The 15,119-nt window shown below is 70.9% G+C and carries 14 protein-coding genes; 1 reads left to right on the forward strand and 13 read right to left on the reverse strand.

The window, feature by feature from the left end:
* Positions 1-51: 51 nt before the first annotated feature.
* The 8 genes from AC3CHW_RS04960 to AC3CHW_RS04995 all read right to left on the reverse strand — a co-directional run bounded on the left by AC3CHW_RS04960 (position 52) and on the right by AC3CHW_RS04995 (position 7,293).
* A complete protein-coding gene (locus AC3CHW_RS04960; protein ID WP_176164872.1) occupies positions 52-255 on the reverse strand; it encodes a hypothetical protein in 204 nt (67 codons plus the stop codon).
* A gap of 167 nt (positions 256-422) precedes the next feature.
* Positions 423-671 carry a hypothetical protein gene (locus AC3CHW_RS04965; RefSeq protein WP_176166544.1) on the reverse strand — a complete coding sequence of 83 codons (249 nt, stop codon included), beginning with the start codon at positions 669-671 and terminating at the stop codon, positions 423-425.
* 277 nt (positions 672-948) lie between these two features.
* Positions 949-1,902 (reverse strand): helix-turn-helix transcriptional regulator, encoded by a 954-nt coding sequence (locus tag AC3CHW_RS04970; protein WP_187064366.1) that lies wholly within the window; start codon positions 1,900-1,902, stop codon positions 949-951.
* 16 nt (positions 1,903-1,918) lie between these two features.
* Positions 1,919-2,914 (reverse strand): helix-turn-helix transcriptional regulator, encoded by a 996-nt coding sequence (locus AC3CHW_RS04975; RefSeq protein WP_488469680.1) that lies wholly within the window; start codon positions 2,912-2,914, stop codon positions 1,919-1,921.
* 192 nt (positions 2,915-3,106) lie between these two features.
* A complete protein-coding gene (locus tag AC3CHW_RS04980) occupies positions 3,107-3,481 on the reverse strand; it encodes an FKBP-type peptidyl-prolyl cis-trans isomerase (RefSeq protein ID WP_187064367.1) in 375 nt (124 codons plus the stop codon).
* Between the two features lie 40 nt (positions 3,482-3,521).
* On the reverse strand, positions 3,522-4,520 hold the full coding sequence (locus AC3CHW_RS04985; protein ID WP_398610956.1) for an FKBP-type peptidyl-prolyl cis-trans isomerase: 999 nt from the start codon (positions 4,518-4,520) through the stop codon (positions 3,522-3,524).
* A gap of 130 nt (positions 4,521-4,650) precedes the next feature.
* A complete protein-coding gene (gene pafA / locus AC3CHW_RS04990) occupies positions 4,651-6,012 on the reverse strand; it encodes a Pup--protein ligase (RefSeq protein WP_187064369.1) in 1,362 nt (453 codons plus the stop codon).
* Positions 6,013-6,021: 9 nt separating this feature from the next.
* Positions 6,022-7,293 (reverse strand): MFS transporter, encoded by a 1,272-nt coding sequence (locus AC3CHW_RS04995; RefSeq protein WP_459247323.1) that lies wholly within the window; start codon positions 7,291-7,293, stop codon positions 6,022-6,024.
* 533 nt (positions 7,294-7,826) lie between these two features.
* On the opposite strand from AC3CHW_RS04995, the gene AC3CHW_RS05000 reads away from it, so the two are divergent.
* Positions 7,827-8,822 carry a LacI family DNA-binding transcriptional regulator gene (locus tag AC3CHW_RS05000; RefSeq protein WP_488470966.1) on the forward strand — a complete coding sequence of 332 codons (996 nt, stop codon included), beginning with the start codon at positions 7,827-7,829 and terminating at the stop codon, positions 8,820-8,822.
* A gap of 170 nt (positions 8,823-8,992) precedes the next feature.
* Here AC3CHW_RS05000 and prcA read toward each other — a convergent pair whose 3' ends face one another.
* The 5 genes from prcA to arc form a co-directional block, all read right to left on the reverse strand.
* Positions 8,993-9,874, reverse strand: coding sequence for a proteasome subunit alpha (gene prcA, locus AC3CHW_RS05005; protein ID WP_488469681.1), 882 nt, complete (start codon positions 9,872-9,874; stop codon positions 8,993-8,995).
* 56 nt (positions 9,875-9,930) lie between these two features.
* On the reverse strand, positions 9,931-10,776 hold the full coding sequence (gene prcB / locus AC3CHW_RS05010; RefSeq protein ID WP_176164862.1) for a proteasome subunit beta: 846 nt from the start codon (positions 10,774-10,776) through the stop codon (positions 9,931-9,933).
* A 242-nt stretch (positions 10,777-11,018) separates the two neighbouring features.
* On the reverse strand, positions 11,019-11,237 hold the full coding sequence (locus AC3CHW_RS05015) for a ubiquitin-like protein Pup (protein WP_176164861.1): 219 nt from the start codon (positions 11,235-11,237) through the stop codon (positions 11,019-11,021).
* Between the two features lie 130 nt (positions 11,238-11,367).
* Positions 11,368-12,879 (reverse strand): depupylase/deamidase Dop, encoded by a 1,512-nt coding sequence (dop, locus tag AC3CHW_RS05020; RefSeq protein WP_398610953.1) that lies wholly within the window; start codon positions 12,877-12,879, stop codon positions 11,368-11,370.
* A 270-nt stretch (positions 12,880-13,149) separates the two neighbouring features.
* On the reverse strand, positions 13,150-14,916 hold the full coding sequence (arc, locus tag AC3CHW_RS05025; protein WP_398610952.1) for a proteasome ATPase: 1,767 nt from the start codon (positions 14,914-14,916) through the stop codon (positions 13,150-13,152).
* Between the last annotated feature and the right edge of the window lie 203 nt (positions 14,917-15,119).

Below are 15,119 nucleotides of genomic sequence, written 5' to 3' on the forward strand. Positions count from 1 at the left end.
CCAGAGCAGAGCGCCTGAACTGCGCTGATGCGGAGGAGGGTCGAATGGGGCTCAGCGCCGGCGCAGTCCGTCCACCTGAGCGGCGAGCGGACCGGTGGCGCGTTCCAGGTCCTGCGAGGCCCGCGCGATCCGGTCCGAGCTCTCCCCCACCTGCCGCGCCAGCCGCCGCACCTCCCGGTACACCCGCGCCGCGAGGACGGCGAGAACGGCGAGTCCGCAGAACGCGAGGGCGATAGCAAGCATGGGCCAGAGCATGGAAGGCAACCTACCGTTCGCCCCGCCCGACCAGGCAACCGCCCGCCGGCCCCACCGAACCGCCGCCGCGCCGCCCGCGGGTGACCCGGGTCACGGCACCGCCGCCACCGCGCCGCCCGCCCCGACCGGAGCCCGCCAAGCGTCGGCCCGGCCGCGCCGTCGCGGCGCTACACCGCCGAGTGCAGCCGCAGCGTGCTGACGCCGCCGCCGGTCAGCAACTCCACGATCCGCTCGCCCGCCGGCTTGCGGACCGCCGTGCCGCAGTCCGGGCAGGTGAAGGAGTAGAAGGTGGTGCGCGTGGTGCCGCCGACCACCAACCGCAGGGCATCGGCCCCCAGCTCGAAGCTGCCCCGGCACTGCGGGCACCCGGCCTTGAAGATCACTGGGGTGGCTCGCCGCGTCGCCCGCGCCGTCATCTGTGCCCTCCGCTCGCCGTACGTCCACTCCACCGCGCGCACACCGGCCGTGCGCCCGCCGCGCGCGGGCCCACCGCCCGACAGCGGTCGCCTCCGGTCGACAGCGATCCGCTCACCGACCGCCAGCCCCCGCACGCGCCCGGTCACACTCGCCCGCGCGGCGCCCATCCGATCACGGCCGGGCCCCGGTGCGCATCCATCGCGTTCCGCTTCCGCCCGTACGCCCCAAACGTCGCCCCGCAAGAGCCGGCGTGCGCCCCGTAACGCGACCGCGGCGTCACTCGCCGTAGGCGGCCAGGGCCTCGCGCGCGGCGTCGCGCGCGCTGTGGGCCAGCTCCAGCGGGGTCGTGATCCGGCCGTCCTTGCCCAGCCGCAGCCCGAGGCGGCGCAGTGAGCCGGGGTCGGGGGTGCGCAGGGTGATGCGCAGGCCGCCGTCGGGCAGTTCCTCGGCGCTGTCGTGCGGGTAGTACTCGGCGACCCAGCGCCCGCCGGGGCCCACCTCGACCACCACCTCCGGGTCCTCGGCCGCCGGCTGCACCAGCCCCTCGGACAGGTCGCGCAGTTCTATCGGCGGCGGGTCGGAGACCTCGTCCAACAGCTTGATCTCGGCCACCCGGTCGAGCCGGAAGGTGCGTCGGGCCTCGGAGAGTCGGCACCACGCCTCGACGTAGGTGTGGCCGACGGCGAAGAGCCGGATCGGGTCGACCTCGCGCTCGGTGAGCTCGTCCCGGGCGGGCGAGTAGTAACGCAGCCACAGCCGCCGCCGCTCGGCGATGGCCCGGTCCACGTCGGCGAAGACGCCGCCCTCGGACTCGAAGATGACCGAGAGCCGGGAGCTGGCGCCGGCCGCCTCGCCGGCCGCCGCCTCCAGCTTCGCCGTCGCGCGCAGCAGCGCCTGCCGGTCGCCCTCGCGCAGCCCCGGCAGGGTGGCCACCGCGCGGGCGGCCACCAGCAGCGCGGTGGCCTCGTCGGCGGCCAGCCGCAGCGGCTCGGTGTCGGCGCTGTTGGGGTTGTGCCACCAGATGCGGTCGCCGTCGGTGTCTATGTCCAGCAGGTCGCCGCCCCGGAAGCTGGTGCCGCACATCGGCAACACGTCCAGGTCGGCGATCAGCTCGTCCTCGGTGATGCCGAAGGCCCGGGCGACGTCGCTGACGCGCGCGCCGGGGCGCTCGCGCAGGTACGTCACCAGCGACAGCATGCGCCGGGTCTGGTCGATGGCGTTGGTAGCCATGGTCGGTCCGTCCCTCTCAGCCGTTGGCCACGGCGCGCAGCCGCTCCACCACGTCGGCCCGCAACTCGGCCGGTTCCAGGACCACGACGTCTGGCCCGAACTCGACCAGCCAGGCGTCCAACCCGTGCCCGTACGGGATCTCCAGCTCGTCCCAGCCGGCCGGTTCGCCGTCGGCCGCGCCCTCCTCGACCACCGGCCGGATGCTGATCGCCTTGGCCCGCAGCGGGTAGCCGTGGCCGGCGCGCAGCCTGATCCGGGCGGTGCTGGTGGCCGTCTCGCCCGCCCAGGTCTCCACCGTCTCCCGGACCGTCACGTGGTCGGGCACCTCGGCCGTGAAGGCGCCGGCCCGCGAGCGGACCCGGCCGGTGATGCGCGAGAGCCGGAAGACGCGCTCGGCCGCGCGGTCCCGGTCCCAGCCGGCCAGGTACCAGTGGCCGCGCCAGCACTCGAGAATCCACGGCTCGACGGTGCGCCGCTCCGGGCGCGCGGCGTTGGACTTGCGGTAGTCGAAGACCACCGGGCGGCGGTCGCGGCAGGCGAGCATCAGCGGTTCGAAGGCCGCCTCGTGGGTCGGGATGCGCGGTTCGAGGGCGCTGTGCGGCTCGCTCGCGTACGGCTCGTCGGCCAGCGGCATCCCCGCGGCCCGCAGCTTCTGCAGCGCGCCGCTGGCCGCGCCCGCGAGCCTGGCCTGCTGCCAGACCTTGGCGGCCAGGCCGAGCGCGGCGGCCTCCTCCGGATCGAGAGTGATGGGCGGCAGCCGGTTGCTGTCGCGGCGGGCCAGGTAGCCCAGCTCGCCGTCGATGCCGTCGACCGTCTCGATGACGAGCCCCAGCTCGCGGAGGTCGTCCTTGTCCCGCTCGAACATCCGGTTGACGGCCTCGTCGCTACCGGTGGCGTCGGCCTCCAGGTACGCCTCGATGGACGACCTCAACTCCCGCTTGGTGAGCGGGCGCCGGGTTTCGAGCAGACACAAGGCCAGGTTCATCAACCGCTCGGCCTTGGCAATGGCCATCGACGCCCTCTTCTCGAAGTGCAGCTCTCCTACGACGGTGACCGTACCGCTCCCGCTCGCGCGGGTAAAAGCCGAGGGCCCGTGGCCCGAGCGGGGTGCTCGGGCCACGGGCCCTCGGTGGCCGCGCGCGGCGACCGTACGACGGGGCTCAACGGGCCGCGCGGGGGCGGTCGCGCCGTGCGCCGGGTCGGCTCAGACGGCGACCAGGTCGCACACGAAGATCAGCGTCTCGCCGGGGGCGATGCGACCGCCGCCGGCGCCGGTGTCGCCGTAGGCCAGGTGCGGCGGGATGGTGAGCTGACGCCGGCCACCCACCTTCATGCCCTGCACACCCTGGTCCCAGCCGGGGATGACCTGGCCGGCGCCGAGCTGGAAGGAGAGCGGGGTGCCGCGGTTCCAGCTCGCGTCGAACTCCTCACCGGTGCTGAAGGCCACTCCGACGTAGTGGACCTTGACCGTGTTCCCGGCCTGTGCGACAGCGCCGTCGCCTTCCCAGATGTCCTTGATCTCAAGGTCGGCCGGCGGCTCGCCGCCCGGGAAGTCGATCTCAGGCTTGTCGATGCTCACGAAAAAACTCCTCGCTTACGGGTGGGCAACCGGGACAGTCTTACAGAATGGCGAGGATGTCGACGGCGAAGACCAGCGTGGAGTTCGGCGGAATGCCGTCCTTCTTCTCCTTGCCGTAGCCCTTGTCCGGCGGCACCACGATCAGCACGCGGCTGCCCGTCTTCTTGCCCTCGAGCCCCTCGGTCCAGCCGGGGACGACCTGCTGGAGCGAGAACTGGGCGAGCTGCTTGCTGGCGTAGCTGGAGTCGAACTCCTTGCCGCCGTCCCACAGGACGCCCTTGTACTGGACCATGACGGCGTCCGTCTTCTTGAGCTTGGGGCCGTCGCCTTCGAGGATGTAGTTCGATACGACCTTGGTGGGGGCCTTGCCCTTCGGTACCTCGATGGTGGGCGGCTCGCCGTCCGTCTTGACCCCCACGACGGGCAGGGCCTTGTCGGTCTGCTCGACCTCCTTGCCCTGCGCCGAGCTCTTGGTGTTGTAGGAGCCGACGATGTCGACGACGAACACCAGGGTGTCGTCGCCCTTGATGCCCGCCTGGGGGTTGCCCTCGGAGCCGTAGCCGAGGGCCGGCGGAATCGCGAGCTGGACCCGGCTGTTCACCTTCTTGCCCACCAGGCCCTGGTCCCAGCCGGGGATGACCTTGCCGACCCCGATCGGGAAGATAGCGGGCTTGTCCCGGTCGTACGAGTTGTCGAAGACCTTGCCGTCCTTCCACTTCTGGCCGAGGTAGTTCACCTCCAGGAAGTCGCCCGTCGCGACGGCCGCGCCGCGGCCGGGCACGAGGGTCTTCACGGCGAGGTCGGGCGAGGGCTTGCCGGGCCCCTTGGCCATGGTGGGTTTCTGACCGAACTCCTTGCCCTTGGTGATGTCGGGCAGCGGCCCTGCCACGATCTTCCCGGTCGGCTCCGCCGTGGGGGACTTCGACGTATCGACCTTGTCGGCCTTGTCGGCCTTGTCCTTGTTGTTCTCGTCGTCACCGCAGCCCGCGAGCGCGAGCAGGCCGGCGGGTACGGCGAGGAGTACGGAGCGTCGGCGCACGGAATTCCTCGTTCAGTCGAAACTGGATGTGGGCAATGCGCGCCACTCTACGACGTGCACAGGGCCTCGCACGAGGAACGCGCGAGGCCCTGTGACACGCCCGAAGGCGCCGTGCTGACGGTGCGGTGACTCACATTCCGGCGATGAGCTTCTCCACTCGATCGTCCACCGACCGGAAGGGGTCCTTGCACAGCACGGTGCGCTGTGCCTGGTCATTGAGCTTGAGGTGCACCCAGTCGACGGTGAAGTCGCGGCGCTGTTCCTGAGCCCGTCGGATGAAGTCGCCACGCAGCCTGGCCCGCGTGGTCTGCGGCGGTACCGACTTGCCCTCGAAGATCTTCACGTCGTTGCAGACCCGGGCCGCCTGCCCCTTGCGCTCCAGGAGGTAGTACAGGCCCCGGCGACGGTGGATGTCGTGGTAGGCGAGGTCTATCTGGGCGACCCGCGGATGCGACATGGTGATGTTGTTCTTCGCCCGGTACCGCTCGATGAGCTTGTACTTCATCACCCAGTCGATCTCGGTGGCGATGCGGTCGAGATCCTCGGTGCGCACCGCCTCCAGCGTGCGGCCCCACAGTTCCAGTACGCGTTCGACGGTGCCGGTCCTGATGCCGCGCCGCTCGCAGAAGTCGACGGCCTTCTCGTAGTACTCCTGCTGGACCTCGAGCGCGGACGCCTCCCGCCCGCTGGCCAGCCGCACCTTGCGTTGGCCCGTGATGTCGTGGCTGACCTCGCGGATGGCCCGGATGGGGTTCTCCAGGGTCAGGTCGCGCATGACCGTGCCCGCCTCGATCATGCGCAGCACCAGGTCGGTCGCGCCGACCTTGAGCAGCATGGTCGTCTCGGACATGTTGGAGTCACCGACGATGACATGCAGCCTGCGGTAGCGCTCCGCGTCGGCGTGCGGCTCGTCCCTGGTGTTGATGATCGGGCGCGAGCGGGTGGTGGCGGAGCTGACGCCCTCCCAGATGTGCTCGGCGCGCTGGCTGACGCAGTACACCGCCCCGCGCGGGGTTTGCAGCACCTTGCCGGCGCCGCACAGCAACTGTCGGGTGACGAGGAAGGGAATGAGAATGTCGGCGAGCCGGGAGAACTCGCCGTGCCGGGCCACGAGATAGTTCTCGTGACAACCGTAGGAGTTTCCCGCTGAATCGGTGTTGTTCTTGAACAGATAGACGTCGCCCGCGATTCCCTCCTCGTGCAGGCGGCGTTCCGCGTCGACCAGCAGACCTTCCAGGATGCGCTCGCCGGCCTTGTCATGGGTGACCAACTCGGTCACGTTGTCGCACTCGGGAGTTGCGTATTCCGGGTGCGAGCCCACGTCAAGGTAGAGGCGGGCGCCGTTACGCAGGAAGACGTTGCTGCTGCGGCCCCAGGAAACGACTCGGCGGAAGAGGTAGCGCGCCACTTCGTCAGGCGACAGTCGGCGCTGTCCCCTGAACGTGCACGTGACGCCGTACTCGTTCTCCAGCCCGAAAATGCGGCGGTCCATGACTGAACATTACGCCTGATGACCCGCTCTGAAACCGGGTTCGACGGCACCGTTTCGATCATTTTCCGCCCCCGCGTCACCGCCCGTTGGGGCACTTGCCCGTACGGCGTCACCAGCGAGGAAGCGGCGGCAACCGACCAGCACCAGCAGCGCGGCGATGCCCGCGGCGCCCGGCGCGGCGAATCCGGCGACCACGCCGCCCAGTTCCACGGCCGGCCCGGCGGCGGCCGTGCCGACGGCCGCGCCGACGCCGAAGGTGGTCACCAGCCAGGAGAACGCCTCGGTGACGGTGCCGCGCGGCGCGTGCCGGTCCACGACGACGAAGGCGCAGGCGAGGGCGGGTGCCAGGAAGACGCCGGCGACCCCGGCCAGCACGGTCATGGCCACGACGCCGGGCACCAGCACCAGCGGCACGTACCCGACCGCGAGCGCCGCGACCAACAGCCGCAGCCGCCGCTCCGGCTCCCCCGACCAGGTCCGCGCGCCGTAGCAGACGCCGCCGATCAGCGCGCCGACGCCGAGCGCCGAGAGCAGGTAGCTGGAGACCATGCCGCCGCCGTGCTCGTCGGCGTACGCCACCGCCGCCACGGCGATCGAGCCGAGCGCCAGGCCGACGAAGAGGAACGAGCCGATCAGGACCAGGATTCCGGGGGACCGCAGGGCCCCGAGCCAGTGCGCCTCGCGCGGCGCGGAGCGCCAGGCGCGGGACGGCTCGGACGCGACGACCCAGAGCGCGCCGAGCACCCCCACCACGTTGATGACCAGCAGCGCCGCCGCCTCCGACCAGGCCGCGACCAGCAGCGTGACCAGCAGCGGGCCGACCGAGAACATCACCTCCTGCGCCACGGCGTCCAGCGCGTAGGCGGCGTGCACCTGCTCGTGGCGCGGCAGCACGTGCGGCCACAGCGCCCGGAGCCCGCCCTCCAGGGGCGGCGTGCAGACGCCGGCGAGCACCATCGCCGCGTACGCGACGGGCAGCGGGTCGAGGCCGACGAGGGCGAAGAGCACCATGCCGAGGCCGGAGGCGACGGCGGCCGGGAGCATGACGCGGGGCTGCCCGTACAGGTCCACGGCCCGGCCGAGCAGCGGCTGTCCGACGGCGGTGCCGATGCCGTAGACCGCCGACAGCGCCCCGGCCAGCGCGTAGCTGCCGCCCTCCGAACGGGTGAAGAGCACGATGGCGAGCGCCGCCGTGGCGTTCGGCAACCGGCCGATGAGCGTGCCGGTGAGCAGTCGCGCCGCGTGCCTGGTCCGCAGCAGCTCGCCGTAGCCGGTGGCCATGGCCACTCCCTCCGCCCCGCGCCGTGTGGCGTCCCGGAGCCGTCAAGTGTTACGTATAACGAAGCGCCGTCATACGTACCATGGCCGCTGTCAGCGGGTCTACTCGGTTGCGCCGTCGGGCCGGCGCGGCCGGGACGGCCGCCCCGCGCGGCCCGGCGACGGCGGCGGCCCCGGACGGGTTCGCCTCGGCAGGCACGGCACGGCGGAGAGACGGAACAGCGGTGACAGACACGGCGGGCCCCGGCCCCGAACGCGCCCCCGGGCACCTCGCACGACGGACCGGCGCGGGTGACGCGGCACGGGCGGCGACACCCCCGCAGCGGCCCCAGGCGGCCGGCCCGGCGCACGCGACCGGGGTGGCCCATCCCTACGAAGCGGCCGGGGTCGCCGGGGCGGTCGCGGAACCCGCCGGTGCCCCGCGCGCGGTGGCGCGCCCGGCGGCCGGCGCCGGCGAGGTGCGGGGCGGCGCGCGTGCGACGGGCGCCCGGCCGCCGGCCGCACAGGCCGTCTCTGGCCGCCCCACCAGCCGGGACGTGGCCCGCGTCGCGGGCGTCTCACAGGCCACGGTGTCCCTGGTGCTCGGGGACAAGTGGCGGGGCCGGGTCTCGCCCCGGACGGCGGACGCCGTACGGCAGGCCGCGCGGGAACTGGGCTACCGGCCCAACCTCGCCGCCCGCCACCTGCGGCTCGGCCGCACCAGGACGGCCCTGCTGGTGGTGCCGGCGCTCAGCAACGAGTTCTTCGCCCGCGTCTACGCCGGCGCCGCCGAGGTCGCCGCCGCGCACGGCGTCGGCGTCGTGCTCTACCCCTCGCCCGAGGGCATCGGCCCGGCCCGGGACCCGTTCGGCTCGGCGCAGGCCACCCTCGACGGAGTGATCGCCTCCTCCATGGCGGCCGACGCGCTCGCCGCGCTGCGCGGGGACGGGCTGCCGCTGGTGATGCTCGACAGCAACCCAGACCGGGACCGGGCCGCCGCGACCGTGAACGTCGACATCGAGGCGGGCATGGGGCGGCTGGTGGAGCATCTGCTCGCCCTCGGGCACCGCCGGGTCGCGCACCTGGCCGCCGCCGTGGACTCCTGGACCTTCCACGTGCGCGCGGCGGCCCTGGCCACGGCCCTGCGCGGGGTGCCGGGCACGTCCGTACACACCGAGTACGCGCCGCTCTCCGTCGCCGGCGGACTGTCGGCCGCCGAACGGGCACTGGCCGGCCCCGGCGCCCGTCCCACCGCGCTGGTCTGCGACGACGACGTCCTGGCCGCCGGCGCGTGCAAGGCGGTGCGGCGACTGGGGCTGCGCGTCCCGCAGGACGTGTCGGTGACCGGCTTCGACGACGTGTCGCTGGCGACCGCGGTCGAGCCGGAGCTGACGACGGTGCGGCTGCCGGCCGAGGAGGTGGGGGCCGCGGGCATGCGCGCCCTGCTGGCCGTCCTGGACGGCGGCGTACCCGACGTGGCCAGGCTCCCGGTCGAACTCGTCCCCCGCGCCTCGACCGCCGCTCCCCCATCGGAGTCCGCCGCACCGGCGTGAGCGCCCGCTCGGCGGCTCAGCCGACGGGCCCGTCGGCCGCTGGTGCCACGGCCTCCGCGCCGGCACCCGTTCGCCGCCCGCGTGCCCGTGTCACGCACCGCGCCCCGGCACGTGGACTGGTCCACGTGCCGGGGCGCGGTGGTACGCGGTGTGCGCCCGCCCGCGGCGGGCTACTTCTTCTCGTCGTCCGCTGACGCGTCCGGGTCGACCTTCGGCGCGCCCTTGGCCTTGCCGACCGGCTTCGCCGGTGCCTCCTTGGCCTCGGGCGCGTCCTCGGACGCGTCCGCGCTGGTGTCCGTGGGAGCGTCGTCGGACGCCTCGTCCCCGTCGGCGCCGGAACCGGTCGCCGCCGCGTCCTCCTCCAGCAGCCGGGAGAGCTGGCTGCCGAGGATGCGCTTGAACTTGCGCTGCTGGGGGCGGGTCCGGTCGAGGACCGCGACCTCCAACTGCTCGGCGGTCAGGCTGCGCTCGCCGCCGTTGTTGTCCCGGGACAGCGACTCCACGGCGAGCCTCAACGCCTCGCCCAGGGTCATGCCGTCGCGGTGGCGCTGATCGAGGTAGTTGCCGATCTGATCGGAGTTGCCGCCGACCGCGACCGAGCCGTGCTCGTCCACGATCGAACCGTCATGCGGCAGCCGGTAGATCTGGTCGTCCTCGGGGCCGGGCCCCACCTCGGCGACGATCAGCTCGACCTCGTACGGCTTCTCGGCGTTGCTGGAGAAGATCGTGCCCAGCGTCTGCGCGTAGACGTTGGCCAGGCCGCGGGCGGTCACGTCCTCGCGGTGGTAGGTGAAGCCGCGCAGGTCGGCGTAGCGCACGCCGCCGATGCGCAGGTTCTCGAACTCGTTGTACTTGCCGACCGCCGCGAAGGCGATCCGGTCGTAGATCTCGCTGACCTTGTGCAGTGCACGGGACGGGTTCTCGGCGACGAAGACGATGCCGTCGGTGTACTGGAGCACGACAACGCTGCGACCCCGCGCGATGCCCTTGCGGGCGTACTCGGCGCGGTCGGCCATGGCCTGCTGGGGTGAGACATAGAACGGCGTCGACACCGGCTATCCGTCCCTTTCTGTCAGTGGCGAGTGCATGGGCGAATCTTCCCTGTCCGTCAGAGAACGGCGGCCCGGGGGCCGTCCGGCTGCTGGAGCCGCCCGTCGTGCACGGCCCGCGCGATCTCGGACACCTCGGACTCGGCCAGCCGCCGGAAGCCCGCGTCGGTGATGACGGTGACGATCGGGTAGATCCGCCGGGCCAGGTCGGGCCCGCCGGTGGCGGAGTCGTCGTCCGCCGCGTCGTAGAGCGCCTGCACCACGGCAGTCGCCGCCTGATTTTCGGTCAGGTCCTCGCGGTAGAGCTTCTTCAGCGCGCCCCGGGCGAAGACCGAGCCCGAGCCGGTGGCCGCGAAGCCGTACTCCTCCGAGCGCCCGCCGGTGATGTCGTACGAGAAGATGCGGCCCTTGCCGCGATCGACGTCCCAGCCGGTGAACAGCGGCACCACGGCCAGGCCCTGCATGGCCATGCCGAGGTTGCCGCGGATCATGGTGGACAGCCGGTTCGCCTTGCCTTCGAGGGAGAGCTGAACGCCCTCGACCTTCTCGAAGTGCTCCAGCTCCAACTGGAAGAGCTTGACCATCTCGACCGCGAGGCCCGCCGTGCCGGCGATGCCGACCGCCGCGTACTCGTCGGCCGGGAAGACCTTCTCGATGTCGCGCTGCGCGATGACGTTGCCCATGGTGGCCCTGCGGTCACCGGCGAGCACCACGCCGCCCTCGAACGTCGCCGCCACGATCGTGGTGCCGTGCGGGGCCTCGACGGCGCCGCGCACCTCGGGCAGCGGCCGGTTGCCCGGGAGCAGCTCCGGCGCGTGGTCGCCCAGGAAGTCCATGAATGACGAGGAGCCAGGCGTCAGGAAGGCAGCAGGTAGACGCCCAGTGATACGAGTGTTGGCTTCCACAAGTTTCCTTCCAGATATGCGATGACCCGGCGGTACGCCCGGGCCAGTCGTCAACGTCCCCTTGGCCGCATCGCGGTTGAAGCTCCGTACGCCCGGGACCCTACCCGTCCCATGACGTTGATCCACATGCGCGGTGGAAACGGTCGGGCAGATCGTCGAAGCATCCGCCTGACCGCCACCACCACGGCCCGCGCCGCGGGCCCGAACCCTCTCAGCGGGAGGGTCGATCACGTGCGTCGGACCTACTGGCCGCCCTTTTGCACGAACGAGCGGACGAAGTCCTCGGCGTTCTCCTCCAGGACGTCGTCGATCTCGTCCAGCACGGAGTCCACGTCGTCCGAGAGCTTCTCCTGCCGTTCCTTCAGGTCCTCAGCGGCCTGTGCGTCCTGGGCTTGCTCGTCGACCTCCTCCTTGGAACGCGTCGCTCGCTGCTGCCCACCGTCGGTGTCCTTGGTCGCCATATCCCTCACCCCGCTCGGTTCGACGTACAAGATCAGACCCTACAAGCCGGGCCCGACATCGGGCCCGTACTTGCTACAACGTTCGAGAACCACCTCGATGATTCCCTGATCCCTCGCCTCTCAGACGCGATCAGCCGCTCGACAGCACGCGGACCAGGTCCTCGGCCGTGCGGCAGCGGTCAAGGAGCTCCTTGACGTGGTTGCGGGTGCCGCGCAGCGGTTCCAGGGTGGGCACCCGCTGGAGTGAGTCGCGACCGGGCAGGTCGAAGATCACCGAGTCCCAGGAGGCCGCCGCGACGTCGTCCGCGTACTGTTCCAGGCAGCGCCCGCGGAAGTAGGCCCTGGTGTCCTCCGGGGGCTTGCGCTCGGCCCGCTCGACCTCGCCCTCCGTCAGGATGCGGGACATCTTGCCGCGCGCCGCGAGACGGTTGTACAGGCCCTTGTCCGGGCGTACGTCCGCGTACTGCAGGTCCACCAGGTGCAGCCGGGCCGCGTCCCAGTCCAGGCCGTCGCGGCGCCGGTAGCCCTCCAGGAGCTCGCGCTTGGCGACCCAGTCCAGCTCGCCGGCCAGGCTCATCGGGTCGCGCTCCAGGCGGCCGAGCACGTCCTCCCAGCGCGTGAGGACGTCCTTGGTCTGCTCGTCCGCGTCGGCGCCGTAGCGATCCTCCACGTACTTGTGGGCCAGCTCGAAGTACTCCATCTGGAGCTGTACGGCGGTCAGCGTGCGACCACTACGCAGCGTGATCAGGCGTCGCAGCGTGGGGTCGTGGGAGACCTGGTGCAGGGTGCGCACCGGCTGGTCGACGGCGAGGTCGACGGCGATGAAGCCGTCCTCGATCATGGCCAGCACGAGCGAGGTGGTGCCCAGCTTGAGGTAGGTCGAGATCTCGGACAGGTTCGCGTCGCCGATGATCACGTGCAGCCTGCGGTACTTCTCGGCGTCCGCGTGCGGCTCGTCCCTGGTGTTGATGATGGGCCGCTTCAGCGTCGTCTCCAGGCCCACCTCGACCTCGAAGTAGTCCGCGCGCTGACTGAGCTGGAAGCCGTGGTTGTGGCCGTCCTGCCCGATGCCGACCCGGCCGGCACCCGTGATCACCTGCCGGGAGACGAAGAAGGGCGTGAGGTGGCGAACGATGTCCGAGAACGGCGTCGCCCGCTTCATCAGGTAGTTCTCGTGGGTGCCGTAGGAGGCGCCCTTGTTGTCCGTGTTGTTCTTGTACAGCAGGATCGGCTGCCCGCCGGGCAACTGTGCGGCGCGCTCGGCGGCCTCGGCCATGATCCGCTCGCCCGCCTTGTCCCACAGCACGGCGTCCCTGGGGTTGGTCACCTCGGGCGAGCTGTACTCCGGGTGCGCGTGGTCCACGTACAGCCGCGCCCCGTTGGTGAGGATGACGTTGGCCAGCCCGATGTCCTCGTCCGTGAGCTGGCTGGCGTCCGCGGACTCGCGGGCGAGGTCGAAGCCGCGGGCGTCCCGCAGCGGGTTCTCCTCCTCGAAGTCCCAGCGGGCGCGGCGCGCCCGGTGCATCGCCGCCGCGTAGGCGTTGACGATCTGGGACGAGGTGAGCATGGCATTGGCGTTCGGGTGGCCGGGGACGGAGATCCCGTACTCCGTCTCGATTCCCATTACTCGCCGTACGGTCATGCGGCCCTCCTTGCCCGGCGGCGCCCACCGGTGAGGTCGGCGCTCAAGTACCGCTGCGCGTCCGATGCGTGTGCGGTCCCCGATCCCCCACCTCGCGGCGCCGCGGTACCGCAGAGCCTAGAACGGCTGAGCGGTGGTGGGGAGATCATTACAGTCATTGCTCCAGTCGTTGTCCGCGCGCACTGGCCGGAGAAAAACGTCCGGCTGCGGACGCCCCCAGGGTTCCCCGCCCGAAACGGGGAGTAGGACATCCGCAGCCGGAGTGCGGTGCTACAGGTACTGACCGGTGTTCGCCACCGTGTCGATGGAACGGCCGGTGTCCGCCCCCTGCTTTCCGGTGACGAGCGTACGGATGAAGACGATCCGCTCGCCCTTCTTTCCAGAGATCCGGGCCCAGTCGTCCGGATTCGTGGTGTTCGGCAGGTCCTCGTTCTCCTTGAACTCGTCCACGCACGCGGCGAGCAGGTGGGAGACCCGGAGGCCCTTCTGGTTGTGGTCGAGGAATGCCTTGATGGCCATTTTCTTGGCCCGGTCGACGATGTTCTGGATCATCGCGCCCGAATTGAAGTCCTTGAAGTACAGGACTTCCTTGTCACCATTGGCGTAGGTGACCTCGAGGAAGCGGTTCTCCTCGGATTCGGCGTACATCTGCTCGACGACCGACTGGATCATGCCGCTGACCGCCGCCTGCCGCGATCCGCCGTGTTCGGCCAGGTCGTCGGCGTGCACCGGCAGCGTGGGCGTGAGGTACTTCGAGAAGATGTCCTTGGCCGCCTCCGCGTCCGGACGCTCGATCTTGATCTTCACGTCGAGACGGCCGGGGCGCAGGATCGCCGGGTCGATCATGTCCTCGCGGTTGGAGGCGCCGATGACGATGACGTTCTCCAGGCCCTCCACACCGTCGATCTCCGACAGGAGCTGCGGGACGATGGTGTTCTCCACGTCCGAGCTCACGCCCGAGCCACGGGTGCGGAAGAGGGAGTCCATCTCGTCGAAGAAGACGATGACGGGCGTGCCCTCGCTCGCCTTCTCACGGGCCCGCTGGAAGACGAGCCGGATGTGTCGCTCGGTCTCACCGACGTACTTGTTGAGCAGCTCCGGACCCTTGATGTTCAGGAAGAAGCTCTTGCCCGCCGGCTTGCCGGTCACCTCGGCGACCTTCTTGGCAAGGGAGTTGGCCACCGCCTTGGCGATCAGCGTCTTGCCACAGCCGGGCGGGCCGTACAGCAGGACGCCCTTGGGCGGCCGGAGTTCGTGCTCCTTGAAGAGGTCGGGGTGCAGGTACGGAAGCTCGACCGCGTCCCTGATCAGCTCGATCTGGTTGCCCAGGCCGCCGATCTTGGTGTAGTCGATGTCCGGAACCTCTTCGAGGACGAGCTCCTCGACCTCGCTCTTCGGGATGACCTCGTACACGTAGCCGGAGCGCGGCTCGAGCAGCAGGGCGTCACCGGGGCGGATGACCGCGTCGAGCAGCGGCTCGGCCAGCCGCACCACGCGCTCCTCGTCGGTGTGCCCGATCACCAGGGCGCGCTCGCCGTCCTCGAGGATCTCCTTGAGGGTGACGATGTCCCCGGCGCGCTCGAACTCCATGGCCTCGACCACGTTGAGCGCCTCGTTGAGCATGACCTCCTGGCCACGCCTGAGCTCGTCGAGCTCGACACTGGGGCTGACATTGACCCGGAGCTTTCGGCCACCGGTGAAGATGTCCGCCGTGCCGTCCTCGTTCGCCTGCAAATACACACCGAAGCCCGCCGGTGGCTGAGCCAGCCGGTCGACTTCCTCCTTGAGGGCCACGATCTGGTCGCGTGCCTCACGGAGGGTATTGGCAAGCCGTTCGTTCTGTGCGGAAACGCCTGCGAGGTTGGTCTGCAGCTCGACGATCCGCTCTTCGAGAATCCTCGTGTGCCGCGGAGAGTCGGCGAGCTTGCGGCGCAGGACGGCGATTTCCTGCTCTAGATAGGCAACCTGGCCGGCAGGGTCCTCAGACCCCCGCCCCGGCCGGATGCCGCGGTTGATGTCGTCGTCGTGGGCTGCCACGGTCCTCACCTCCTCCAAGGGGAGCTGGACGCTTCCAGACCCTACCTGGGCCGGTGCAGGTTGAAACCCCTAGATCACAAACCGTTCGGGGTGTGTCCGATCTTCACCCTTGCGCACGTCCTCACGCCAGGGGAATACCCACCCAACAACATCGGAAAGCGGGCGGTTGTATCGTCGGGTTGGTCAACACCCGTCAGTGCTGG

It is taken from the genome of Streptomyces sp. MGP-BFMKR1 (assembly GCF_057766585.1).